Raw genomic sequence first — 24,578 nt, 5'->3', positions numbered from 1 at the left:
ACCCCTCCGTCCTCATCAGGCCATTGAGAGGAAGAGCTTCTCGAGCTCGTCGGTGCGCACATCGTCCTCGTCGTCCTCGAGGCATTCCCGCAGCGCCGTCGAGATGATGAGGAAACCGGCCCGGTCGAGGGCCTTCGACACCGCTGAGAGTTGATGGATGACGTCGCGGCAGTGACTTCCGTCCTCGACCGCGGTGATCACCGCACCGAGCTGCCCCTGTGCCCGGCGCAGTCGGTTGAGGATCTTCTTCTGCGCAGCGGGGTCGGCCAGCATCCGCTCCCCCGGGTCTCCCTCTGCCCCTGTCGGCTCGGTCAGAGCTGTGTCGCGTTCGCTCATCGTCGTCCTTTCACATTCTCGATGTTGACATCAACTATACCCCTAAGGGTATATTGAATGCATACCCCCGAGGGTATATTGAATATCCGCTTTATTGGGGGCCGTCAATCGTGGGTTCGGGGGCCGGACGCCTGATCAGATAATCGTGTGGTTCGGGGCCAGCTATGGCGTGCATGGGGGCCACTGACGTATAAGCTCCTTCCGCCGCGTGTATAGGGCACGCGGCAGAAGGAGAATATTCATGGTACGCAAGATCAGAGCGAAGCTGGTTCTACAGCTTCGGGCCGAGGGGCTCTCGGGAAGAGCTATTGCATCGTCTCAGGCGATGTCCCGTAAGTCTGTCACCCAAGTCCTCGATGCCGCGAATGCTGCCGGCCTGAGTTGGGATGATGTCAAAGACTGCCCCGATGGTGAGGTGTACAGTCTGTTGTTCCCGGGCCGCGGCGACCATCACAGTGTGTTCGCCCAACCCGACTGGGAACGAATCCATAAGGAGATGGCTCGGGTCGGGGTGACGCTGAAGCTCCTCCATGGCGAGTATGTCGATGCATGCGCTGCTGCTGGTGATGCGGCGATGAGCTACGACCGGTTCTGCCGCACCTATCAACGTCATGTGCTGGTCACTGGCGCCGCTTCCCGAGTCGGTCACAAGGCCGCGCAGACGATCGAAGTCGATTGGTCGGGGCCGACGATGCGACTGTATCCGTCGGGGGCGAGTCAGCCTGTGACCGTGTATCTGTTCGTCGCGTGTCTGCCATTCAGCCGGTACGCGTTCGTGTATCCGAGTCTGGATATGAGCCAGGATTCCTGGTTGCGGGCGCATGTGGCAATGTTCACCGCTTTCGACGGATCGACGCCGAGGATCGTGCCGGACAACCTCAAAACCGGAGTGATCGCTCATCCCCGCGATGGTGAGGTCGTGCTCAACGATGCTTATCGGGAAATGGCTGCCCACTATTCGGCGGCAGTGCTTCCGGGCCGGATCAGAGCACCGAAAGACAAGGCGAGTGTGGAGAACACTGTCGGGCATGTGGCCACGTGGGTGATCGCGGGACTTCGGGACCGACGGTTTGCTTCGCTGCCGGAACTGGCATCGGCGATCGAGGAGCGAGTCGCAGCCTATAACGCCGAGCCCTTCCAGAAGCGGCCAGGTTCCAGACTCAGCGTCTTCACCACCGATGAGCAGCCACTGCTGAGGCGATTGCCGCAGGTTGCCTACGAGATCAGCCGGTGGGTCTACGGGCGCCGGGTGGCCAGGAATGGGCATGTCAGTTGGGCGCGGAACTATTATTCAGTGCCGTTTGCCCATATCGGCGCCAAGGTTGATCTGCGAATCACCGATCGCAGTCTTGAGGTCTATTCCGGCCATGAGAGGATCACGACGCACCTGCTGCTACCGGTAACGGCAGCGAATGAGTATCGGACGAATGAGGCCGACCTGCCGGTCGGCGAGAAGTACCAGCTGTGGGACAAACCGCGAGCCCGCCAGTGGGCCGAGCGGATCGGTCCATCGGCACTGGTTGTCATCGATCGCATTTTCGAGTCTGTTCCCATCGACGAGCAAGGACTCAACCCGGCCCTGGCGGTGTTGAGGCTGGCCCGCCGTTACTCTGCTGAAAGGGTCGAGGCGGCCTGCCGGATCGCTTTGGCCGGTCCGGTGAGGTCCCCACGCTATGCGCATGTGAACCCGATCCTGGTCACAGGGCAAGACCACACCAGAGCCGACGAGGCTCAGCCTGTCGAGCACGGCGGTTACGTTCGTGGAGCCTCCTACTATGCAGGAGGCCGACAGTGACGGCGATCGATACAGAAACCAAGCGCAAGCTGCGCGAGATGGGTGCGACACCTTTGCTGGAGGCACTCGAGTCCCAGGACGAGGACCTGACTATGGGAATGAGCTTCGATGAACGCCTGCAGTTGATCGTCGACGAAGCCCACTCGAGGTTCAACCATGCCAAAGTTGAAGGACTCATCCGCCGGGCCGGACTACGATACCCGGCAGCGGACCTGCGGCAACTGTCCCGCGTCGATGAGAGAGGACTGGATCAGAACGTGATCGCGCAGCTAGGAACCTGCGGCTTCATCGACCGCGGCCAGAACGTCGTGTTCCAAGGATTCACCGGTTCGGGAAAGTCCTATCTGGGATGTGCTCTAGCAAAACGAGCCTGTCAGCACCGGATCCGAGCTCACTACATTCGCATGCCTGATCTGGAAGAGGCCTGGGCACTAGCAAAGGACAAACCGCTGGGCACGACGAAGTTATTGAAGAAATACGCCGCGTTCACCGTCCTCGTCATCGACGAATGGTTACTCGATCCTCCCGATGAGGCTATGCGCAGTATGCTGCTGGAACTGCTCGAGCGCCGCTACGACACGGCATCGACGGTGTTCTGTACCCAGTATGCGAAGAAGGACTGGCATCAACGACTGGGGTCTGGAGTCCACGCGGATGCGATCATGGACCGAATCGTGCACAACACGATCTGGGTCGAGACTGGCAGTCATAACATGCGTGAACATGCTGCTCTGAATTCGTGAGAAACCGTCGGTGGGTGGCTGGTGGACCCGATAGTCCCGGCTGCTGGCCCCCACCGGCAATATCGGTGGCTCCCAAACGCACGATCGACTGGTCCCCAAAGCTTCAAATACTCAGTATATGAAGCCAATGATGAACAGGCCAGCGATGGCCGAAGAAGGAGACAGCTATGTGTCGAGCAGCGACGTGCCGAGTATGCGGAAAGACCACGTGGGCAGGATGCGGGCAGCACATCCAGTCGGTGAAGAGCACGGTCCCGGCCGGCCAGTGGTGCAACGGCAAGCACACCCAGGCCGAAGAGGATGCGGCCCGAGCGGCCAAGCCCGGCTTCTTCTCCCGCCTCTTCGGCCGCTGACCACACGGCAGACCAAACACCCCTCGACCACGGAAAGAAGACTCCCATGCTCCTCGAACGCATCTTCGACGCCGACCTCGCCCACGCCAGCTACGTCATCGCCTGCCAGGCCAGTGCAGAGGCGATCGTCGTCGATCCCCGCCGGGACATCGCGGTCTACCGCGAACTCGCCGACCACCACGGACTGACGATCACTGCCGTCACCGAGACCCACATCCACGCCGACTACCTCTCCGGCACCCGCGAACTCGCCGCCGCCACCGGCGCGACGATGTACGTCTCCGACGAAGGCGGACCCGACTGGTCCTACGGGGCGGGCTTCGACGACGCGGTGCGCCTGCACGACGGTGAGGAGATCGCCCTCGGCAAGATCACCCTGCGCGCCTCGCACACCCCCGGCCACACTCCCGAGCACCTGTCGTTCCTCGTCACCGACGGTGCCCAGGCCGACGCGCCGGGGTTCATGCTCACCGGCGACTTCGTCTTCGTCGGGGACACCGGACGCCCGGACCTCCTCGACGAGGCGGCCGGCGGCTCCGACACCCGCTTCGCCGGTGCCCGCGACCTCTTCGCCAGCCTCCGCGACCGCCTGCTCACCCTCCCCGACTACGTGCAGATCCTGCCCGCACACGGCGCCGGAAGCGCCTGCGGCAAAGCCCTGGGGGCCGTTCCGACGACCACCGTCGGCTACGAGCGCGCCTTCGCCTGGTGGTCGCCGTTCCTCGAGAGCGGCGATGAGCAGGGCTTCGTCGACGAACTGCTGTCCGGGCAGCCCGACGCCCACGCCTACTTCGCCAGGATGAAGACCGAGAACCGGGAGGGCCCGTCTCTCCTCGGCGAGCTCGCCGAGCTCGAGGAATTCGACGCCGGTCGCGTGCAGGAGAGGATCGAGGACGGCTCGGCAGTTTTCATCGACACCCGTCCGACCGCGGATGTCCATGCCGGCACCCCGGCCGGGCTCTGCACATCCCGGGGCCCGGAAAGGCCGCGAGCTTCGGCGCCTGGGTCTTCGACCCGGCCGCGGAGTCGACGCCGATTGTCGTCCTCGCCGATGATGCCGAGCAGGCGGCGGAGTTCCGGGATCATCTCATCAGGGTCGGCATCGACACGGTCACCGGCTACGTGACCTCGCTTGCCGGGATGGATCTGCAACCGGTCGACCTGGTCGACCCGGCGAACCTGGCAGACGCAGCCGACATCCGCCTCGTCGATGTCCGTTCGAAGAACGAGCACGCCGGCGGCCACATCCCCGGTGCAACCCAGCTCAGCGGCGGCCGCGCCCTGTGGGAACTCGACCGCCTACCCAGCGACGGCCGGATCGTCACCTACTGCCAGAGCGGCACCCGCAGCAGCATCACCGCCAGCGCCCTGCGCCGCGCCGGATACCGGGTCGCCGAGCTCGCCGGCTCCTACGATGCCTGGCGGTCGCTCGAGTCCTGATCCGGAACAGGGAGCTGCCGGCCCTGCGCGAGCCGCTTACCCCTTCGGGTCGGGGATGATCGGAAGCTCGGTGGTCACCTCATCCCGGGGAACCGCCTCGGTGCTGGTGGCAGTGTTGTCCACGGAATCGTCGGCGGGCATGCCGGTCAGCCGTTCGGGGTGGAGGATCTCGCCGAGCTCATTCCGCTCGAGCAGCCCGTGCTCGACGACGAGATCGGCGATGGGTTCGTTCTTCGCCAATGCTTCCTTCGCCAGTTTTGCTGCGGCGACGTAGCCGATGACCGGGGCGAGCGCGGTGATGACGGTGACCGAGCGGTCGACGGTGTCTTCGATATGCGCCTCGTTGGCGGTGATGCCGTTGACGCAGTTGATGCGGAAGGTCTGGGCCGCTCGTTCGAGCCACGTGATCGACTGGAACAGCGAGTGGGCGATGATCGGTTCGAAGGCGTTGAGCTGCAGCTGTCCGCCTTCGACGGCCATGGACACGGTGACGTCGGCACCGGCCACGGAGTACGCGACCTGGGACACCGCCTCGGGGATGACGGGATTGACCTTGCCGGGCATGATCGACGATCCGGCCTGACGGGCGGGCAGGTTGATCTCACCGATGCCCGCCTGCGGCCCCGACGACAGCAGCCGCAGGTCGTTGGCGATCTTCGACATCTTCAGCGCGCTGCGCTTGAGCGCACCGGAGAAAGTGATGAAGACACCGGTGTCGGAGGTGGATTCGACGAGGTCTCCGGCCGTTTTCAGGTCGAGCCCGGTGATCTGCCGCAGGTGTTTGATGACCGTTTCCTTGTACCCGGCCGGGGCGTTGATCGAGGTGCCGATCGCGGTGGCACCCATGTTCACCTCGCCGAGGAGGGCGACGGCTTCCTCGAGGCGCTGCACGTCCTCGCGCAGGGTGGTGGCGAAGGCGTTGAATTCCTGGCCGAGCGTCATCGGCACGGCGTCCTGCAGCTGGGTGCGCCCGACCTTGACGATATGGGCGAACTCGCGGCCCTTCGCGGCGAAGGCATCGGCGAGGAGCGTGAGTTCGCCGAGGAGATTCTGCAGTGAGAACGCCAGCGCGATCTTGATCGCGGTCGGGTAGGTGTCGTTCGTCGACTGGCTGTGGTTCGTGTGGTCGTTGGGGTGGATGAACGCGTAGTCGCCCTTCGACCGGCCGGCGATCTCGAGCGCCCGGTTGGTGATGACCTCGTTGGCGTTCATGTTCGTCGAGGTGCCGGCTCCGCCCTGGACGACGCCGACGGCGAACTGGTCGTGGAGTTTGCCGGACTTGATCTCTTCGCAGGCGGCGTCGATAAGGTTCGCGCGCTGGTCGTCGAGCGCCCCGATCTCGGCGTTGGCCCGGGCTGCGGCCTGTTTGACGCAGGCGAAGGCGCGGACGAAGTCGGGGTAGACGGAGATGGGGCGGCGGGCGATGGGGAAGTTCTCGTTCGCCCGGGCCGTGTGCACTCCCCAGTAGGCGGTGTCGGGGATCTCGAGGCTGCCGATGGAGTCGGTCTCGGTGCGGGTGGGCTGGTTCTGGCTCGTGGGAATCGGGCTCGTCGACGTCGACGAGTTGAGGGGAAGAGAGGCGGTGTTGGGATCTGCGGAGGCGTTCGACTCAGTCATAGTGGTTTCACAATCTCATACTTTCCGAGCCAACCGAAGGCGGATTCGGAGGCAACGGACGGGCGGCGGAAATACGGGGGCTGATCAATCGACTACAGATCATTTCGCCCATCTTTTGAGCCGAAACGTCCGCCGCCCGTCAGTTACTGGCTCAATCAGACTGCGATTGCTGCAACCCTGGCCTGCGCAGGGGCGTAGTCGCGATACATACGCTGAATGTCGATCTGGTCGGCAATGTATTTCGCATCGTGCCAAACTCCCCAGATGAAGCTCGATCCACGCCGCGACAGCCACGGCAGACCGAGGAAATACACTCCGGGGACGGGCGAGACTCCGCGTGCATGAACCGGGTAACCGGACTCGTCCAGCACGTCCTCAACGTTGAGCCACGAATAGTCGACTCCGAACCCGGTCGCCCAGATCACCGTGCGAATGCCTGCCTCAGCAAGATCGAGTTCCAGGATCGGATTCGTGACACATTCCGGGTCTGCTCCGAGCACATGAGCCTCGGGTTCAGGCGGCAGGTCGAGGCCATTGCGTTCGATGTATTCGTCGGCCGCGTTGAGCAGCGAGAGATAGTTCTCGTCACCATTGGCGATGTTCTTCTGCAGATCCGTCCCCAGAACAAGCTTCCCATCCGAGTAACCGTTGGCTCGCCCGAGGAGCGTGATTCCGGAATCGGCCAGGTCCCGGAAGTCGACGGTATGTCCGCCTCCGGCACCACTGACAGCAATAGTGACGTGTTCCGCTCCGGCAGGCGGCGTCACGAGATCCCACAGTCCAAGCACGCCCAGCCACCAGCAGAAATCGCGGCCACGGTAGGACCGGGGAGGACGATCATGGGGACCGACGGCGAGATGAACCGGACGGCCCGAGTTCTGAATCTCTGCGGCGATCTGAACGCCCGAAGACCCTGCTCCGACCACGAGGACTCCGCCGTCTTCGAGCTGGTCAGGGTTCTTGTACGAGCTCGAATGCATCTGGGTGAACCCTGCGTCTTCCGGAATGAGTCCGGGAATTCGCGGGGTCTGGAACGGACCGGTTGCCGACACCACGTAGTCGGCATCGATGACACCTGAGTCGGTGGTCACCCGGTAGCCTCGGCTGCCGCTGTTCTCATCGACCGAGGTGACTGTCACACCGGTTCGCACTGGCAGGTCTTTGCGATCGACAAGTTTCTGAAAGTAATCGGCAACCTCTGCCTTCGTGGCGAATCCATCAGGATCGGTCTCTTCGAATTCCTGTGTGGGGAAGCGATCGTGCCAGGCGGGCCCGTTGGCGACGAGGGAGTCCCATCGGCGGGAGCGCCAGGCTTCGGCGACCCGATCCTTCTCGAGGACGACATGGGCCACTCCCCGCTCGCTGAGATGCTCACTCATCGCGATTCCGGCCTGGCCGCCGCCGATGACGACGACCTCGGTGGTTTCTGCGGCTGTGTTCGACATGGACACCCTTCCGTCGGTGCCGCGCTGCGGCGGCATGTGCTTCGTTGCTGGCGGGCACAACTTCGATGTTGCCCTGACGCCTTCCAGCAAACCGCAGGTGGAAGCGGCAATGCCAATAGTTCTTCACGGTCCACTGCATCTTATGAATAGATGCAGTACCCATTTGTCGATCACTTAGGGGTATCTAACGGAAACGCTCTCAGCCTGACTCGGGGGCCACCTCGGCGAGGATCTCGCGGACGACGTCGGCCACGGCAGCGGCCTTCGCCGTCTGCCCGGATCGAGCCAGGGTGGACACGGCCACGTGCAGGGTGGGGACGGGATCGGAGATCTCGAGAATCGTCGTCCGCTCCCCCGTGTAGGTCTGCCGAATACGCGGCCGCTGATTGAGGATGGAGAACCCGAGGCCCATGGCGACCATCGAGCGCACGGTCTCGTAGCTCGAGCTGCGGTAGCGCACATGCGGGGTGATGCCGGCCAGGCGCAGCATGTTGAGGAAGTACTCGCGGCTGTCGGGCAGGTCGAGGACGACGAAGTCATCCTCGGCGAGCTCGCTCAGCGAGACCTTCTTCCGACGGGCGAGACGGTGATCGGTTCCGACGATGACGTGCGGCCTAGCCTCGCCGACGATCTCGGCGCGGATGCCGTCGGATTCGGTGAGGTCGTAGTTGAGCGCGAGTTCGACCCGACCGCTGCGCAGGGCGTCGATGCTCTCCTCGTGGTCCCCCTCGACGACCTCGACGGTCAGGTCGGGATGACGTTCGCCCAATCGCTGGAGCAGCTGCGGAAGCAGAAAAGGTGCGATCGTCTGGAAGCAGGCGATGACGATGGTTCCGCGCACCTCACGCTGGCCGGCCTGGATCGAGTCGACGGCGTCGGTGATCCGCCCGAAGATCTCCCGGGTCTCGTGGAGCAGGCTCTCGCCGGCCGAGGTCAGCACGAGGCCCTTCGAGTGCTGACGGACGAACAGCGGAGCCCCGAGGGCCTTCTCCAGCTGGTTGATCGCCGTCGACACAGCCGACTGGGCGATGTGCAGCTCCTGGCTGGCCTCGGTCATATTGAGCGTCTTCGCGCATTCGGCGAAGTAGGACAGCTGGGTGAGCGTGATCGCGAATCTCTGCACCATTGCGGCTCCCTGCGATGAAGAATCTGTTTTGTAGATGCTCTGACTAAATTATAACTATTTCACAGATGAATGGAATGTCTCGAGAATGGGTGGCAGACAACGACCGCTTCACTCGACGAGGAGACGCCGCCATGGCAGAGCCGACGCACACACGACTGAGAATGTTCAACACCAAGGACACCTATCCGGAACAGAATCTCGACAACGATCTCTGCCAGGCCGTCGTCGCCGGCGGCGTCGTCTACCTGCGCGGACAGATCGGCCAGGACCTCGAGACCCGGGAGTCCGTGGGCATCGGCGATGTCACCGCTCAGGCGGAGAAGGCGATGGCGAACATCGCGATGCTCCTCGAAGAAGCCGGCAGCAGCCTCGCCGACATCGTCAAGGTCACCGTCTACATCATCGATCCCCGTTACCGCGAGGACGTCTACCGGACCATGGGCAAGTGGCTCAAGGGCGTCTTCCCCGTCTCGACCGGCATCGTCGTCCAGGCCCTGGCGCGCCCCGAGTGGCTCGTCGAGATCGACGCCACCGCCGTCATCAGCAACACCGCCGAGGCGGGACGGACCGAGGTGGCCCAGTGACCTTCTCGCTCCTCCTCCACGATCCCGAAACCGGGGAATTCGGCTCCGCGATCTCCTCATCCTCGCCGGCCGTTGCCGCACGCTGCATCAGCCTGGCCGACGGGATCGGCGGGGTGAACTCCCAGAACATCACCGACCCGCGGCTCGGTCCGGCGATCATCTCTGAGATGGCTTCGGGCAAGAATGCGCAGTCGGCGCTCGACGCCGTCGTCGCCGCCGCCGATCCCACCGCGATCGACTTTCGGCAGCTGCTCGTCATCGACGCCGCCGGGAAAACCGCCGCACACTCGGGTGCGCAGGCGCTCGGCATCTTCGGTGCCCGCACCGAGAACAACGCCGTGGCCGGAGGAAATATGCTCGCCGACCTGACAGTCCTCGACGCTTTCGTCGAGACCGCGCTGTCTGCGACCGGTCGTCTCGAAGAACGCCTCTTCGCAGCCTTCGAGGCAGCGATGACCGCCGGCGGCGAAGCCGGGCCCGTCCACTCCGCCGGCCTGTCCGTGGTCAACGGCTCCGGCTGGAGGGTCACCGATCTGCGCGTCGATTGGGCCGACGAGGATCCGATCGGGCAGCTCGGCCGCCTCCTCGAGATCTGGATGCCCCAGCGGGACGACTACATCACGCGCGGCCTCGATCCGGCCGCCTCTCCGTCCTACGGCGTGCCCGGTGACGATCGATGACCAGCGCACTCAAGGACCGTCTCGCCGCCCGGGTCGCCGAGACGGCACCGAAGCTCATCGAATTGTCGAACTCCCTCCACGACGATCCCGAGCTCGCTTGGCAGGAGTTCCGCTCCTCGGCCGCCGTTGCCGAGGTCTTGGCCGAGCACGGCTTCACCGTCGAACGCCCCTACCTCGGACTCGAAACCGCGTTTCGCGCCACGTTCGGGACGGGCGAGTTCACCATCGGCTTCCTCGCCGAGTACGACGCCCTGCCCGGCCTCGGTCACGCCTGCGGCCACAACCTCATCGCCGCCATGAGCGTCGGTGGGGCGATCGGCCTCGCCGAGGCGGCCGGGGACCTCGGCATCACCGTCGAGGTCATCGGCACACCGGCCGAAGAGGGCGGAGGCGGCAAGATCGAACTGCTCGACCGCGGTGCCTTCACCGAACTCGACTTCGCGCTCATGGCCCATCCCGCTCCCGTCGATGTCGCCGAGGCCGAGCCCTTCGCAGTCACGCACTGGCATGTCGAATACACCGGGCGAGCCGCCCATGCCGCCGCATACCCGGAACGCGGCATCAATGCCAACGACGCGTTCCTCATCGCCCAGGTGGCCCTCGGTCTGCTCCGCCAGCAGCTGCCGAAGACCGTACGGGTCCACGGGGTGATGACGAACGGCGGTGAGGCGCCGAACGCCATCCCGTCCAAGACCGAGGGCCGCTGGTACGTGCGTGCCGAGACGACGGAGGAGCTGCTCGCCCTCGAGCAGAAGGTCATCAACTGCTTCGAGGCCGGGGCCCTGGCCACCGGGGCCGAACTGACTATCACACCGGAGAGCCGCCGCTACTCGGAGATGTGCACCGATGAGGTCGCGCTCGAAGCCTACCGGGCCAATGCGCTCGCACTCGGCCGGAACTTCGACGTCGACCCCGTCGCAGCGACGATGAACCGCGCGTCGACGGATATGGGCAACGTCTCCCAGATCGTCGACGCCATCCACCCCTACATCGGGGTCGGCGGCGAGGCGAGCAACCATCAGGCGGCGTTCGCCGAGTCATGCGTCGGCGAGAAGGCCGAGAGCACACTCATCGACGGCGCAATCGCGTTGGCCTGGACCGCCGCGGATGTGAGCGCCCAGCGCGGCTGACGGACGGCCGCACCGCCAGCACAGCGCTGGCAACCACGATTCCAAAGGAGGATTCGGACATGTCAGGTGACACTCAGGCCGCCGAGGGGCTGGCCTATCAGAAAGGTCTGCGCAAGAGCGTGGTCGCCGGCTCCATCGGCGTCCTCGTCCACTGGTTCGACTGGGCCGTCTATGCCTATATGGCCACGACGATCGCAGCGATCTTCTTCCCCGAGGAGGACAGCACCGCAGGTTTGCTCGCCACCTTCGCGGTCTTCGCCGTCTCCTTCCTCGTCCGGCCGATCGGCGCGGTCATCTTCGGCCGCCTCGGCGACAAGCTCGGACGCAAGCACACCCTGTCGCTGGTCATCCTCGCCATGGCCCTGTCGACGCTCGCGCTCGGAGTGCTTCCGACCTACGGAACCATCGGAGTGCTCGCCCCGATCCTCCTCATCGTCACTCGCATCGTGCAGGGGCTGGCCGCCGGCGGCGAGTTCGGCAGCGCCGCAGCGTTCCTCGGTGAGTTCTCTCCCCCGAAGCGCCGCGGCTTCGGCTGCAGCTGGCTCGAGGTGGGTTCGCTGGCCGGGTTCCTCTTGGCCTCCTTCGTCGTCTTCCTCCTCAACCAGGCACTGACGCCCGATCAGGTGAGTGCGTGGGGCTGGAGAATCCCATTCCTCATCACGGTGCCTTTGGGCTTCATCGGCCTCTACATCCGCCGGAAGATCGAGGACACCCCGGATTTCGCGGCACTGCAGAAGATGGAGACCGTCGCCGAGGCGCCGCTGCGTGAGGTATTCAAACGCAATCCCAAGCAGTTCCTGCAGACCTGTGGCATGGAGACGTTCATGAACGTCACCTTCTATGTCGTCCTCGTCTACCTGCTCACGTATCAGGAGACGGCCGTCGGCATCGAACCCGGTCGGGCCGCACTGCTGTCGACCCTCGCTTCAGCGCTCGGGCTCGTCATCGTCCCCCTGGCGGGCCACGCCTCGGACAGGTTCGGACGCAAGCCTGTGCTCATGACCGCGGCGATCGCGCTCACTGTGCTCTCGGTTCCGCTGTTCGTCCTCATGGGCGCCGACTATCCGTGGGCGTCGTTCGTCTCGACCTTCGGCCTGGCGTTCATCCTTGCGATCATCCTCGGCACCCACGCCGCCACCGTCGTCGAGCTCTTCCCGACCCGCACGAGGCAGACCGGACTGTCCATCGCCTATGCCCTCACTGCCGCACTCTTCGCCGGCACTGCGCCGTACATCCTCACCTGGCTCATCGATTCCACCGGCAGCACGCTCAGCCCCGGCTGGTTCCTCGCCGTCGTCGGCGTCATCGGCATCGTCACCGTCGCCTCCCTGCCGGAGACACGCGGCATCGACCTGCTGCGCTCCGATGACCTCGAGGAATCATCGGCACCCTCGGCTCCCGAGGCGGCCGCCCCGGTTGAGCGCCCCAACCCCTCGCCTGTCGAGCCCTCCAGCGACCGCTGACCGCTGTCACTGCCCACTCGCTTCCGCATCACATTCGAAGGAGACCTTCCATGACCGCGACTCTGACCGACACCACGACCCGGCCGACCACTGTGGCCGAGTGGCGCGCCGCCGCGGCGGCACTGACCATCGACGGACGTCCCGTCATCGACGGACGACGTGTCGACGCCCGCTCGGGCCAGACCCATGCGAAGACAAACCCGGCCACCGGTGAGGTGATCTCGCAGCTCCACCTCGGCGACGTCTCCGACGTCGACACGGCGGTGGCGAGCGCTCGCACCGCTTTCGATGCCGGCGACTGGTCGCGCGCCTCGGCGACCCATCGGCGTGAGGTGCTGCTGCGCCTGGCCGAGCTCATCGAAGCACGCTCAGACGAATTCGCGCTCCTCGACACCCTCGACATGGGCAAGCCGATCGGTGAGTCCTCGACGATCGACGCCCCGGGTGCCGCCGCCCTCTTCCGCTTCTACGGTGAGGCCATCGAAAAGCTCAGCGACGAGATCCCGGTGACCCCGGCCGGGTCCACGGCGCTCGTCACCCGCGAACCCCTCGGCGTCGTCGGGGTCATCGTGCCGTGGAACTACCCGCTCGAGATCGCGACCTGGAAGATCGCCCCCGCACTGGCCGCCGGAAATGCCCTCGTCGTCAAGCCTCCGGTCGAAGCCTCGCATTCGATCCTGCTGCTCGCCGAGATCGCCGCCGAGGCGGGGCTGCCCGCGGGCATCCTCAACGTCGTACCCGGTCGAGGCTCGGTCATCGGTGAGGCATTGGGCCGTCACATGGATGTCGACATGCTCGGCTTCACCGGGTCCACCGGAGTGGCCAAGGCCCTGCAGGTCTACGCCGGGGAGTCGAACTTGAAGCGCCTGGCGCTCGAAGCCGGAGGCAAGAGCGCCAATATCATCTTCGCCGACACCGATGACCTCGCTGCCGCGGCTCGGAAGGCGGCGTTCGGCATCTTCTACAACCAGGGAGAGGTCTGCTCGGCCACCTCGCGGATCTTCGTCGAACGCTCCGTCTATGAGGAGTTCGTGCATCTGCTCGAAGACGCGGCAGAGGACTTCCAGCCCGGGGATCCGCTCGATCCCGAGAGCGCGATCGGCTGCCTCGTGTCCGAGAAGCACGCCGATGAGGTGTGGGACTGCATCGAGCAGGCCCGCAGGGACGGCACCATCGTCCAGGGCGGCAACCGCCCGGCGATCAACGGCCGCCCTACCTTCATCGATCCGACGATCGTCACCGACCTGCCGGCCAATCATCGTCTGCACAGCCACGAGATCTTCGGACCGGTCGCCCTCGTCACCCCCTTCGACACCGAGGAGGAGGCGATCGCGAAAGCCAATGAAACGCCCTACGGTCTGGCCGCGGCCCTGTGGACGGGAAGCATGGCCCGGGCTCATCGAGTCTCCGCGCGCCTGGTCGCCGGCACTGTCTCGGTCAACACCGTCGACGCCCTGGGCTTCACCACGCCCTTCGGCGGGTTCAAGCAGTCCGGCTTCGGCCGTGACCTCTCCGTCCACGCCCTGGAGAACTACTCGGACTTCAAGACGACCTGGCTGCAGTGGGGGTGATGCATCCTCGCTGCTGCGCGGCACACCGGCACTGAGGTTCATTCTCGGCGCGGTGAATCGGCATCTGCCCCAGCGCGGGGCAGTACCGGTTCACTGCGCCGTTGTCGTCTCCACCAGTCTGCACCCTGTCAGCACTTCGGCATTGGCGACGATGAGCCGAAAGATGTCGTCCGCGTCGAGCGGTGTTCCGCCCATGAAGTGCAGCCCGTAAGCGTCTTCGAGAGCCACAAGGTTGCTCGCCGCCGTCTCCACGGGCAGCGTCATCGTGAAAGCTCCGGAATCGACGCCCTCGTTGAGGACCGCGGCATAGAGCGAGACCTCGAGTCGGTAGAGCTCGGCCATGAGACCGGCATGGAAAGTATCCCTGTGCGCGTGTGTATGCAGCTCATTGAGCGCTTGGAAGTCGACGTCGTCGCGGGAGTGCGGGATGCCGCTGCGGATGATCCTGGCCAGCTTGGCCTCCGGAGTCTCACCTGCGATCCCCTGCTCGCGCCGGTTCCAGTAGAACCGTGACACCGCGTCTTCGTGTACCTCACGCACGAGGTCTCCGAGGTCGGGATAGTAGTAAGCCACCGACCCGGCACCTAGCTCTGAGTGCGCGGCCACGTCGATGGTTCGCAGCCCGTTGAGTCCGCGCTGCGCGATCGCCTGCTTCGCCGCCTGCACCAGCTGTGCACGGCGTCCCGCCTGATTCTTCGGTCGTGCCATGGCCCCATTATCTCCTGAAGTGATGCAGGCAAACGCGGATCGGTATGGCCGTACCTCTGTCAATCGGCGACCACCCGTGCAATTCTTTACGGTGTAACTCAAAGAACTCTATCGGACGCCCACTCACAAGGAGGTGGATGGTGTCTTCCCTTGAACGCACGACCGCATACGCGGACGAACAGAAGCAGCATCTGAAGAAGACGCTCGGCCGATTCGACATCGTGCTCATCGTCATGTCGGCAGTATTGAGCATTGAAGTCCTCGCCGAGACCGCAGGTTTCGGTGCAGAGACCTTCACATGGACACTCGTCCTCGCGATATTCTTCCTCGTGCCCTACGCGCTCGTCTTCGCCGAGACCGGCAGCACCTTCGTCGGTGAGGGTGGAGCCTATATCTGGGTCCGCCAGGCCTTCGGTCGGCCCGCAGGTGCGATCGCCTCGATACTGAGCTGGGTCACTCAGCCGGTGTGGGTCGGCGGTTCGATGGCGTTCCTCGCCACCGGCACCTGGAACCAGTTCATCAGCCCGCTCGAGGCCGGGTCGATCGGCGACTGGATCTTCAAGATCGTCTTCATCTGGATCACGGTGATCGCGGCAATTCTGTCGTTGGCGAAGGCGAAGTGGCTGCCCACGCTCGGCGGCGTGCTCAAGGTCATCTTCATCGCGTTCTTCCTCTTCACCACGGTCATCTACGCTGCCCAGCACGGAGTTCAGCCGCTTCACCTCTCGGACTTCAGCCCGAGCCTCGGCGGTTTCCTCGGGCTTGTGCCGCTGCTGCTCTTCTCTTACCTCGGGTTCGAGGCGTCGAACAGCGCGTCGGACGAAATGAAGAATCCGAAGAAGGACATCCCTGTCGCGATCGCACGTTCTGGAGTCATCTCCGCGCTCTGCTATCTCCTGCCGGTCCTCGCCATGCTGCTCGTGTTGCCGACCGAGACGATCACGGGCATCGGCGGACTCCTCGACGCCGTGCAGACGGTGTTCACCGTCTATGGGCCCGCTGCTGACATCATGGTCGTGCTCGCGGCGCTGATGTTCGTCATCATCCTCGCCTCACAAGGCGCGGCCTGGATGATCATGAGCGATCGGATGCAGGCACTGACTGCGGCCGACGGCGCATTCTTCGGAGGCTTCTTCGGCAAGATCTCCCGCACACTGGGCACCCCGGTCAACGTCAATCTGCTCTCGGGCACCGTCGCCACGATCTTCCTCATCGCGGCTATGCAGCTCAACGGTGATGCCGGTGCACTGTTCGGCGTCGTTCTCTCGATCTCCATCTCGACGTTCCTGCTCAGCTACCTGCTCATCATCCCCGCGGCCATCAAGCTGCGCTGGAAGCATCCCGGCATCGAACGCCCCTTCCGGGTGCCGGTCGGCAATGTGGGGTTCACCATCCTCGGCGGCATCGCCTTCCTCTGGATCCTGCTCGGGTCCTGGGTCGCGATCTTCCCCGGCACGCTCGATCGGCTCTTCGGGCATGAATACAACTTCCTCGACGAATGGGGCGTCGATCAGGGACCGTTCACGGCTCTCACTCTCGGCACCCTCGGTGCTCTCGGTGCGCTGGCTCTCATCGGATACGTCCGTGGACACCGGGTCCGCGTCTTCCGTCCCACCCCGGCCGATCCTCAGGATCTGCTCGACGACCTCGACCCCGCTCTCGACAGCAAACTCGATACACAGAAAGGCATGTGAAGACTCATGACTGCACCGACAACGACTGCCACTGCAACACATCCGCTCGATCGCCTGACCGGCGAGGAGATCGAACTCAACCGGGCCATCATCGTCGACGCGGGCCACGTGAGCGAACAGACGCTCTTCGCCCTTGTCAGCCTCGTCGAACCGGATAAGCGCGACGTGATCTCCGGCGCGACCGACATCGACCGTCGCGTGCGCTCGCTCATCATCGACCGCGGCACCGGGGAGCAGACGGAACTCCTCGTGTCCCTGACCGCGCGCAGGGTGCTCTTCGCTCGAGTGCTCGATGTCGCGACCGAAGGCCAAGCCCCGATCACCATGACCGAATACGAAGAAGCCGAGCAGATGATCCGCAACGACATGACCTGGCGGGCAGCCGTCGCGGCGCGAGGCATCACCGACGTCGAAACCGTGCGCATCTGCGCGCTCTCTGCCGGATGCTTCGACATTCCAGGCGAAGCGGGCCGCCGCCTCGTGCGCGGTTCCTCCTTCATCCAGTCGGACCCGCAGGACAATGCGTGGGCACATCCGCTTGAGGGGCTCGTCGCCTATCTCGACCTCAACACCGGTGAGGTTGTCGAAGTCGTCGACACCGACATCGTGCCCGTGCCCCAGGAGCGCTTCGACTACCACCTCGACTCCTGGCTGCCCGAACCGCGGACGACGCAGAAGCCGATCGAGATCACCCAGCCCGAGGGAGCGAGCTTCACCCTCAACGGGGATGTCCTCGATTGGGAGAAGTGGCAGGTCCGACTCGGCTTCGATCCGGTCGAAGGGCTGGTCCTCCACCAGATCAGCTTCGATGACGAAGGCGAGCGCCGCCCCATCGTCTACCGCGCCTCAGTGGCGGAGATGGTCGTGCCCTACGGCGATCCCAGCCCGGTGCGCTTCTGGCAGAACTACTTCGACGCCGGCGAGTATTCGATGGGCAAGAACACGAATTCGCTCGAGCTCGGGTGCGACTGCCTCGGCGAGATCCACTACTCGGACGCCGTGCTCGCCGACGATCGGGGGCATGCGCACACGATCACGAATGCCATCTGCATCCACGAAGAGGATGTCGGGATCCTGTTCAAGCACACAGACGAGTTCACCGGCGCCGTCGACGTGCGCCGCAATCGCCGCCTCGTCATCTCCTTCTTCATCACCGTCGGCAACTACGATTACGGCTTCTACTGGTATCTCTACCTCGACGGCACGCTTGAGCTCGAGTGCAAAGCCACCGGCATCGTCTACACAGCCGCGTACGGTGACGAGGCTCAGCGGCAGCGCTGGTCCTCGCCTCTCGGCGACGAGGGACTGGGCATGCCCTTCCACCAGCACATGTTCTGCGCCCGGCTCGACATGCAGGTCGACGGCATCGCCAACGCCGTCGATGAGCAGGAAGCAGTGCGCGTTCCCTTCGGTGAGGACAATCCCTACGGCAATGCCTTCACCAGGAAGCTCACTCGGCTCACCGCCGAGGGTGGCAGGACCGCCGATGGTGAGGCTGGACGGGTCTGGCACATCGTCAATCCGGACAAGCCCAACCGGCACGGTTTCCCCGTCGGCTATGAGCTGCGTGTGCCCGATGAGCCGACGATGATGGCGGCCGAGGATTCGTCGATCTCGAAGCGCGCCGGCTTCGGGTCGAAGCACATGTGGCTGACGCACTTCGACGCCGACGAACGGTTCCCCTCGGGCACGTACCGAACCAGAACCCCGGTCAGGGCACCATCACGCAGTGGGTCGAGCAGCAGCGACCGGTCGACGGTGACGACATCGTCGTGTGGGCGTCATTCGCGATGACGCACTTCCCGCGTCCCGAGGATTGGCCGATCATGCCCGTCGACAAGCTCGGGTTCACAATGAAGCCCTATGGCTTCTTCGACCGGAATCCCGCGCTCGACGTGCCACGCCCGAAGTCGAGTCACTGCGGCACGGAGACCGGTCACTCCTGCGAGTGCGACTGACAGGCGCAGCCGATGAGCAGCCTCGCGTCCTTCCTCATGGTCACCTCGGGGGTCCTGTGCCTGACCGGCGCTCTTGCGTCGAAGGGACGACCGGCCATCGTCGCCGCAGCCGTGATGGTTCTTGCCATGGTCGACTTGGCCTATACCGCCCTCGTCCCGGCAGTCGCCTTGTCGGGGACGCTGCTCATCGTCGGGCTCGGCCTGGCCGTATTCCTGCGATCATCGACAAGGGCTCCCTCGCCGAGGCGGTCCTCCGCCCTCGTCGCGAGTGGCCCTGGCGGGCTGGCGAAGGTCGCGGTCAACGACTGCGCGGAATCGGCGACCGCGCCTGACCGCTGCGCGTCACGGGCGGATTCCCACTCAGGCCCGACAGCCGCGGTCCTCTCCGCCATCACCTATCCGGTGATGGCGTGGCAGGTCCTCAACCATGGGGCGCACATGAGCGGTTCGACGCACGCCGGCGGCCATAGTCATCATGCCGGTGACATGTCGCTCATCAGCACGTTCCTCACAGTGGGCGTCGTCGTCCTGGCGGTGTGCCTGGTGATCTGCGCCGTCCACGACATCGCCCGCGGACGCCCGCTCATCTCACTCGACTGCTGGGGAATGGCCGCGATGATCGTGGTGATGCAGTTCCTTCACTAATCGGAATCGTCACCGCCAGGGTTCTTCACTGACCGGCAAAATAGAGATCCGAATGCGCCGCGCAGCGTGGATTGAACTGCGCCGCGCATTCCGGGCATTCATCGGCTGCTTTATAGGCAGTGATCGTCAGTTCGGTCCAGCAGATCCCGCACAGGATCGCGGGCTGGTCGAACTTCTCGCGTAGCCATTGCTGAGCGGGGTGATCCGCAGTCTCGGAATGGCACAGGTGGCAGGGATAGTAGCGGTCGCAGCAGGCGAAACGGATGGCGATGATGTCGAGTTCGGTGGCGTAGTGGACGCACCTGGTGTGATCGTCGACCGTCGGGCCGAAGACTTCGGGAGATGGCGTCATTGCTCGCCTGTCCTTCCTGCACATCACGACCAGGGCTGGTCTTGGTCCGTTCAAGCTTAGCCGCAGTGGTTCGGCACCTGGTCTGGTGATCATCCCAGTAGAGTGGAAGACCCCGAGCCGATGAGGATCCATGCCGCAGATTGAAGATTACGTCCACCCCTTCGCCGAGGTGGCGCTGAGCAACATCACCCGCGAATATCCGTACGCCTCCCATCATCTGGCGCGAAGTGTTGCGGACATCGTGCCCGCAGCAGAGAAGAATCCCGCGTTCGCGAACTCCTATGACTGGCATTCCAGCGTGCACATGCACTATCTCCTGGCGTCTTTGCTGGAGACCGAGGTGGCGCAGAGTGCCGGTTGGCGCAAACGTGCGCTCGACGTTCTGTCCTCACACCTGAGCGAGGAACATATGCTCACCGAGGCGGCTTTCCTCCGTGCGAATCCGTCGTGGGAGCGGCCGTATGGCTGGGCCTGGGCGGTCGAGCTCAATCGGGTGCTGAATGCCAGCGAAGTTCCGGAGTTGCGCGCGCTTGGTACTCACACGCAAGTGCTCGCCGAGACGGTTTTCGACTTGGTGGTTGCATGGCTGCCGAAGGTGGCCGCGCCGGTTCGGCATGGAGTGCACTCGAATACGGCCTTCGGGCTGCGCCGCGTCCTCCTCGGGGCCCGGGCAGCAGAGCGGCACGACGTCGTCGATGCCATCGCGGATGCGGCTCGTCGATTCTTCGCCGAGGATGTCGCCTGGAACTTACGCCAGGAGCGCAGCGGTCACGACTTCCTCTCCCCCGGCCTATGCGAGGCAGATCTCATGGCTGAAGTGCTCACCGAGGACGAATTGGCGACGTGGCTACCTGAGTTTCTATCCGAACTCTCGCCGGAGTCACCAGCGCTCACACCGGTCAAGGTCCTGGACCCAACCGACGGCCAGCAGAGCCACCTCTACGGTTTGGGCCTCTCGGTCGCGGCGTCAGTGATGCGACTGGCTCCAAAGCTAGAAGCGATCGCCGAGAAGTCGGGCCATGACGAACTCATCGCGCAGGCCAAGGGCATACTCACCCAAGTCGATTCGCTAATGGCACCCGGACTCGAAGCGTCTGTCTCAGACGAGTACGTGTCCTCTCATTGGCTCGCGACGTTTGCTTGGGAAGCATTGATTCAGCGAGTCGGCCATCAGCACTAGTGAAATCCAGCTGCCCCGGCAACTTCATCGCTAGAACAGCTTGTCTTTCTGATCGTCGTTGTATTCGAGCCGAATTGGTGTCTCTTCATGGCTTAGATCAATTGACGGAGCTTTGGAGCTGCGGCTCTTTGCCTCTTCGATCGCCGGGCCTGTCGTCAAATAGTCATAGAGCGCTGCATCAATGGGGTACTCCAGGTTGAGGTCCATCGTGACAACGTCCAAGTTCTTCCCGTTCTCCCCAGGCATCTTTGTTTGCATTGGGTCCGAGGACGTGGCCTGGCCCAAGTAGTAAAAGTCCGTGCCTTCAGCGTCGTCCTTCTTAGCAAAGAGATACAGCGGGATCTCATTGTTCACAATCGACCGGACTTCCTTGCTCTGCAATGTCCTCTTGCTGCGTGTGAACCAGCGGAGCGTGTTCTCGCTGACAAAAGAGTCTTCGTACGAAGTGCTCGCGGACACGTCGTCATCTTTGTGATAAGTCACGAAGATTGGACACGAATTGGAGTAGACGTCGACTTTGTACCCGTACATCGTCCCTTTTTGATCGCTTTGCCAATTGAGCAGTCTGCAAACGTCTTTGCGCGAGTACTTCTTCCCTGCCTCTAGACGTTCATCCCAGCGGTACCTGTGACGGGATAAGAAGAGTCCTGTCTCAATTGCATCATTCAAATGGGCTAAGAAGCTGGGCGAGTGTTCAAGCAGGTCCAGAAATTCTGAGGTTGGAGTGATCCTGCCGTCTGTCCAATCGACGATCGGAGTCCCGTATTTTTTCTGATCACCCTCAGTGAAGAATTCAAAGTTGAAAATTCTTTCAATGGAGTCAATTGTGGCCTGGTCTGAAGTCGCTCCCTTTTGATCAAAAAGCGAGCGAAGGTCACTCACAGTCACAGGAGTTCTTGCACTCACTAGTTGCTCGAGCACCAGAAGTTCATGGGGCCGTTTGCCGTTCAGAAACTCCTGACTGACCATCGACAGGATCTGACTTTCTCTGTCTGTGGGCTGCTCGTCGACAACTTTGAATGCGTTGAGCAGTTTCCAATAGTTGCCACGTGCACTGGCGATTACTACTGGATCAACAACATCAAAGCGCGCATAGTCCATCAGCATCGGCGGCCTACCGAGTCGGGTATGCAGGTCTCTAAAGGACTGCTTGAGGTTCTTCAGGCTATCCAGGCGTGTGGACTCGATCGACTTGAAGATTCGCTCCTTTGCGACCGCATCAAAGTTGATGCTTGAAAGTCCAGAAACCGCACCGACATCTTGCGCTTCAATCATCCTCTTCCGGAGAGAGTCCTTGTTCAGGCTGCTGTCTCCGAAGAGCGCAATCGGCACGAGGAAGTTGTTCGTGTAGTTACCGATGAAGTCGATAACGATGAGATGGCTCTTGCCAGCTGCCTTGCGCAGTCCGCGGCCGAGCTGCTGAGTAAAGATGATGCTCGACTGAGTTTGCCGAAGCATAACCACTTGGTTGACTGTCCGGATATCAATGCCTTCGTTAAACACATCGACGGAGATGATGTAGTCGAGCTCTCCGTTTTCAAGCTGGGCGACGACACGTTCACGAGTTTCTACCGAGTCTTCACCAGTTAGAGCTCGCGTTCGAAGCCGTTTGCCATGTACGTCGTTCTGGTTGAGAAGCGTCGATAGCTCTCGAGCTTCATCTTTTCGGCTGCAGAACATGAGGCCTCTGACCGGGTCGCCTACGTGCCCATAACGCTCAATTACCTGAATCAGGTGAGCTACTCTCTCTGGGGCAACGAGGTTCCGCAGCTGGCTTGTGTCACCGATAACTTCGCCGTCCTTCTCGAAGTCGGTGACGCCGTAATAGTGGAACGGGGCGAGCATGTCCTCCTCGAGCGCCTTCTGTAGTCGAATCTCATAGGGCACGTTGTAGTCGAACAGGCTATAGACATTGAAATCGTCTGACCGCTCGGGAGTAGCGGTGATTCCAAGCATGAAGTCCGGGGTGAAGTACTGAATGATGTTCTGGTGCAACCTCGCACCAGCCCTATGAACCTCATCGATGAGGATGTAGTCGAAGTGGTCGCGTGCGATTTGGTTCAGCTTTTCAGCCGATCCCAGTGACTGCACGGTTGCGAATACGAACCGTCGATCAAGTTCTCTACGCGACCCGACGAACTTCCCAACCTCGTGTTCCTCAAGATCGAGCACCTTGGTGAATTCCTCAATCGCGCGATCGAGAATTTGTTCTCGGTGCACGACGAAGAGCACTCGTTCCGGATTCGCGGCCTTCACGTCTAGCGCCGCGAGAATGGTCTTACCTGTGCCAGTCGCCGACACGACTAGAGCTTTATCTTCACCCGAGTCGCGTACTTTTTGAATTTCTAGGAGAGCCTCTGCCTGCATCGCGTTGGCGACAATCTGAGTACGAGTCCCTGGCAGCTGAAGGTTCGACCCCGGAATTTCGCTACGTGCCGAAGGCGGGACGTACAACTCTTCGTATGCATTGATCCAGTCATCGCTTAGCAGCGTGGCGGACTCAAGCTGGATATCAATTGCAGCAGCAAGCTGCTGAACAATATCGCCGTCAGGAAGTGCTGAGAACCTCAGGTTCCACTCGTGGTTTCGCTTGAGCGCCCGAGAAGTCAGATTGGAGCTACCCACGATCGCTGTGGTCGTAGCTGCTTGTTCAAAGATGAAGCCTTTGGGATGGAAACCTCTTGTGTCATCTTCAAACACGTACACTTCGATGCCAAGGTCGTGGAGATTCTTCAGTTCCCTAAATGACTCAGGTGAATTGAAACCTAAGTAAGTCGAAGTGATGATTCGGCCCCGGCCCGGGAACTCAATCAGTGGTTGCTTCAATGAAGCGATTGCATCTGAACTGACAAATGCAACTGAAAAGGTGAAGCTCTTCGAGCGTCTCAGTTCTTCAAGGATGGCTTTGTGCATCGTGTTGGCTTCAACATTTGAAACCAACATCGGGTTGAAGAGGCGTTCCGCGGGTGACGAACGATCAAGAAATCCGAACGCTGTGTCTCGCTGAACATGCTCTGGAACTGTTGCCACGCCTACTCCTCGGTCATTGAGAAATCTTGCACCACCTTCTCAACTGCAGGTATATCAGCTGGCGCCCACTCCACCGAATCGAGGTCGGTTGCTTTGATCCATCGAATTTCGGAATGTTCAGTTAGTTTCGGTTCGCCTTCGACTAGCTTTGAGTAGAAGGTAGTCAGGGTGACGAAGCCAAAATCGTACTCGTGCCGAGTCGAAGCGACTTCATCTCCAATCTCAGCCGTGCATAATAGCTCTTCTTGGAGCTCCCGGACGAGAGCCGCGCGAGGAGTTTCACCGGCTTCGATCTTGCCACCGGGAAACTCCCACATGCCGGGCAGAGACATCGTTGCGCTTCTTTGCGCTGCCAAGACATTTGAACCGTCGACTATGATGGCACCCACGACGTTGATTTCTTTCTTCATGGTTCCCTGCTTCCTTCTCCCTAGATGGCTCCCACCCTACCGACTCGCTAAGTGTTTCTAGGTGCACCGTCGCGTCTGTCGAATCGAAGGGCGACTCATACGATAACGCCCTCGCTGAGCGCTGAACTCTCTCTATAAAGTTGAGCTGATCCGGAACTAGGATCCGTAAAAAATACTGACGATATCGAGATCGGCACGGCGAAGTGGGTGCAGTGGTTCAACACGTACCGGCCTCACGGAGCACTCGGTGAGGCGACTCCAACCGCGTTCCGACCAGAGTATTTCAACACGCTGCCACAGGTTGGCTAGCTCGTGTGT

Annotated in this window: 19 protein-coding genes and 3 pseudogenes; 14 read left to right on the top strand and 8 right to left on the bottom strand. The window is 62.5% G+C overall.

The features are described from left to right. Window positions 1–15: 15 nt before the first annotated feature. Window positions 16–273 carry a metal-sensitive transcriptional regulator gene (locus tag LJ362_RS01095; RefSeq protein WP_051505072.1) on the bottom strand — a complete coding sequence of 86 codons (258 nt, stop codon included), beginning with the start codon at window positions 271–273 and terminating at the stop codon, window positions 16–18. Window positions 274–577: 304 nt separating this feature from the next. Here LJ362_RS01095 and istA point away from each other — a divergent pair, with 304 nt between their 5' ends. The 4 genes and pseudogenes from istA to LJ362_RS01075 all read left to right on the top strand — a co-directional run bounded on the left by istA (window position 578) and on the right by LJ362_RS01075 (window position 4,667). Further along, window positions 578–2,131, top strand: coding sequence for an IS21 family transposase (gene istA / locus LJ362_RS01090; RefSeq protein ID WP_264798992.1), 1,554 nt, complete (start codon window positions 578–580; stop codon window positions 2,129–2,131). Further along, entirely contained in the window at window positions 2,128–2,874 is a 747-nt protein-coding gene (locus tag LJ362_RS01085; RefSeq protein WP_283255771.1) for an ATP-binding protein, read from the top strand. Before istA ends, LJ362_RS01085 begins: the two co-directional genes overlap by 4 nt. Window positions 2,875–3,041: 167 nt before the next feature. Next, window positions 3,042–3,227, top strand: a complete 186-nt coding sequence (locus tag LJ362_RS01080) for a hypothetical protein (protein ID WP_025777490.1) — start codon at window positions 3,042–3,044, stop codon at window positions 3,225–3,227. A 46-nt stretch (window positions 3,228–3,273) separates the two neighbouring features. Beyond that, window positions 3,274–4,667: pseudogene (locus LJ362_RS01075) on the top strand (MBL fold metallo-hydrolase). A 36-nt stretch (window positions 4,668–4,703) separates the two neighbouring features. Here LJ362_RS01075 and LJ362_RS01070 read toward each other — a convergent pair. The 3 genes from LJ362_RS01070 to LJ362_RS01060 all read right to left on the bottom strand — a co-directional run bounded on the left by LJ362_RS01070 (window position 4,704) and on the right by LJ362_RS01060 (window position 8,855). Beyond that, complete coding sequence (locus LJ362_RS01070; RefSeq protein WP_264800339.1) at window positions 4,704–6,284, bottom strand: aspartate ammonia-lyase; 1,581 nt, start codon at window positions 6,282–6,284, stop codon at window positions 4,704–4,706. A gap of 155 nt (window positions 6,285–6,439) precedes the next feature. Continuing rightward, on the bottom strand, window positions 6,440–7,729 hold the full coding sequence (locus LJ362_RS01065) for a flavin-containing monooxygenase (RefSeq protein ID WP_264800337.1): 1,290 nt from the start codon (window positions 7,727–7,729) through the stop codon (window positions 6,440–6,442). 199 nt (window positions 7,730–7,928) lie between these two features. Further along, complete coding sequence (locus LJ362_RS01060; protein ID WP_181271370.1) at window positions 7,929–8,855, bottom strand: LysR substrate-binding domain-containing protein; 927 nt, start codon at window positions 8,853–8,855, stop codon at window positions 7,929–7,931. A gap of 131 nt (window positions 8,856–8,986) precedes the next feature. Between LJ362_RS01060 and LJ362_RS01055 the strand changes: the two genes are divergently transcribed. The 5 genes from LJ362_RS01055 to LJ362_RS01035 are packed head-to-tail and all read left to right on the top strand — an operon-like array spanning window position 8,987 to window position 14,283. Further along, complete coding sequence (locus LJ362_RS01055; RefSeq protein WP_262777508.1) at window positions 8,987–9,439, top strand: RidA family protein; 453 nt, start codon at window positions 8,987–8,989, stop codon at window positions 9,437–9,439. After that, window positions 9,436–10,119 carry a DUF1028 domain-containing protein gene (locus LJ362_RS01050; RefSeq protein WP_264800336.1) on the top strand — a complete coding sequence of 228 codons (684 nt, stop codon included), beginning with the start codon at window positions 9,436–9,438 and terminating at the stop codon, window positions 10,117–10,119. The genes LJ362_RS01055 and LJ362_RS01050 overlap by 4 nt, the downstream gene beginning before the upstream one ends. Beyond that, window positions 10,116–11,249 carry a M20 family metallopeptidase gene (locus LJ362_RS01045; RefSeq protein ID WP_264800335.1) on the top strand — a complete coding sequence of 378 codons (1,134 nt, stop codon included), beginning with the start codon at window positions 10,116–10,118 and terminating at the stop codon, window positions 11,247–11,249. Before LJ362_RS01050 ends, LJ362_RS01045 begins: the two co-directional genes overlap by 4 nt. A 59-nt stretch (window positions 11,250–11,308) precedes the next feature. Next, window positions 11,309–12,712: an MFS transporter gene (locus tag LJ362_RS01040; RefSeq protein ID WP_264800334.1), complete on the top strand. Its 1,404-nt coding sequence runs from the start codon at window positions 11,309–11,311 to the stop codon at window positions 12,710–12,712. Between the two features lie 50 nt (window positions 12,713–12,762). Then, window positions 12,763–14,283, top strand: coding sequence for an aldehyde dehydrogenase family protein (locus tag LJ362_RS01035; protein ID WP_264800333.1), 1,521 nt, complete (start codon window positions 12,763–12,765; stop codon window positions 14,281–14,283). Between the two features lie 90 nt (window positions 14,284–14,373). On the opposite strand, the gene LJ362_RS01030 is transcribed toward LJ362_RS01035, so the two are convergent. Then, window positions 14,374–14,991 carry a TetR/AcrR family transcriptional regulator gene (locus LJ362_RS01030; RefSeq protein ID WP_264800332.1) on the bottom strand — a complete coding sequence of 206 codons (618 nt, stop codon included), beginning with the start codon at window positions 14,989–14,991 and terminating at the stop codon, window positions 14,374–14,376. Window positions 14,992–15,128: 137 nt separating this feature from the next. Between LJ362_RS01030 and LJ362_RS01025 the strand changes: the two genes are divergently transcribed. The 3 genes and pseudogenes from LJ362_RS01025 (at window position 15,129) to LJ362_RS01010 (ending at window position 19,288) form a co-directional block, all read left to right on the top strand. After that, entirely contained in the window at window positions 15,129–16,685 is a 1,557-nt protein-coding gene (locus LJ362_RS01025; RefSeq protein ID WP_264800331.1) for an APC family permease, read from the top strand. Between the two features lie 6 nt (window positions 16,686–16,691). Beyond that, window positions 16,692–18,643, top strand: a pseudogene (locus LJ362_RS01020) (primary-amine oxidase). Between the two features lie 12 nt (window positions 18,644–18,655). Beyond that, the gene (locus tag LJ362_RS01010) at window positions 18,656–19,288 is read left to right on the top strand and encodes a hypothetical protein (RefSeq protein WP_264800329.1); all 633 of its coding nucleotides are present in this window, start codon (window positions 18,656–18,658) and stop codon (window positions 19,286–19,288) included. Between the two features lie 25 nt (window positions 19,289–19,313). Here LJ362_RS01010 and LJ362_RS01005 read toward each other — a convergent pair whose 3' ends face one another. Continuing rightward, window positions 19,314–19,640 (bottom strand): CHY zinc finger protein, encoded by a 327-nt coding sequence (locus LJ362_RS01005; protein WP_264800328.1) that lies wholly within the window; start codon window positions 19,638–19,640, stop codon window positions 19,314–19,316. A gap of 169 nt (window positions 19,641–19,809) precedes the next feature. On the opposite strand from LJ362_RS01005, the gene LJ362_RS01000 reads away from it, so the two are divergent. Beyond that, window positions 19,810–20,820 carry a DUF2891 domain-containing protein gene (locus LJ362_RS01000; RefSeq protein WP_264800327.1) on the top strand — a complete coding sequence of 337 codons (1,011 nt, stop codon included), beginning with the start codon at window positions 19,810–19,812 and terminating at the stop codon, window positions 20,818–20,820. A 30-nt stretch (window positions 20,821–20,850) separates the two neighbouring features. Here the strand turns inward: LJ362_RS01000 and LJ362_RS00995 are convergent, their stop codons facing one another. Beyond that, a complete protein-coding gene (locus tag LJ362_RS00995) occupies window positions 20,851–23,850 on the bottom strand; it encodes a DUF3427 domain-containing protein (protein ID WP_264800326.1) in 3,000 nt (999 codons plus the stop codon). Window positions 23,851–23,852: 2 nt separating this feature from the next. Further along, entirely contained in the window at window positions 23,853–24,260 is a 408-nt protein-coding gene (locus LJ362_RS00990) for a (deoxy)nucleoside triphosphate pyrophosphohydrolase (protein ID WP_264800325.1), read from the bottom strand. Window positions 24,261–24,440: 180 nt separating this feature from the next. On the opposite strand from LJ362_RS00990, the pseudogene LJ362_RS17025 reads away from it, so the two are divergent. Beyond that, window positions 24,441–24,569: pseudogene (locus LJ362_RS17025) on the top strand (integrase core domain-containing protein); the annotation flags it as partial. Window positions 24,570–24,578: the final 9 nt, after the last annotated feature.

Origin of the sequence: Brevibacterium sp. JSBI002, assembly GCF_026013965.1 — a bacterium.
Lineage (GTDB): Bacteria > Actinomycetota > Actinomycetes > Actinomycetales > Brevibacteriaceae > Brevibacterium.
Note: the sequence above shows the minus strand (reverse complement) of the source record. Positions and strands in the feature narration are given on the sequence as shown.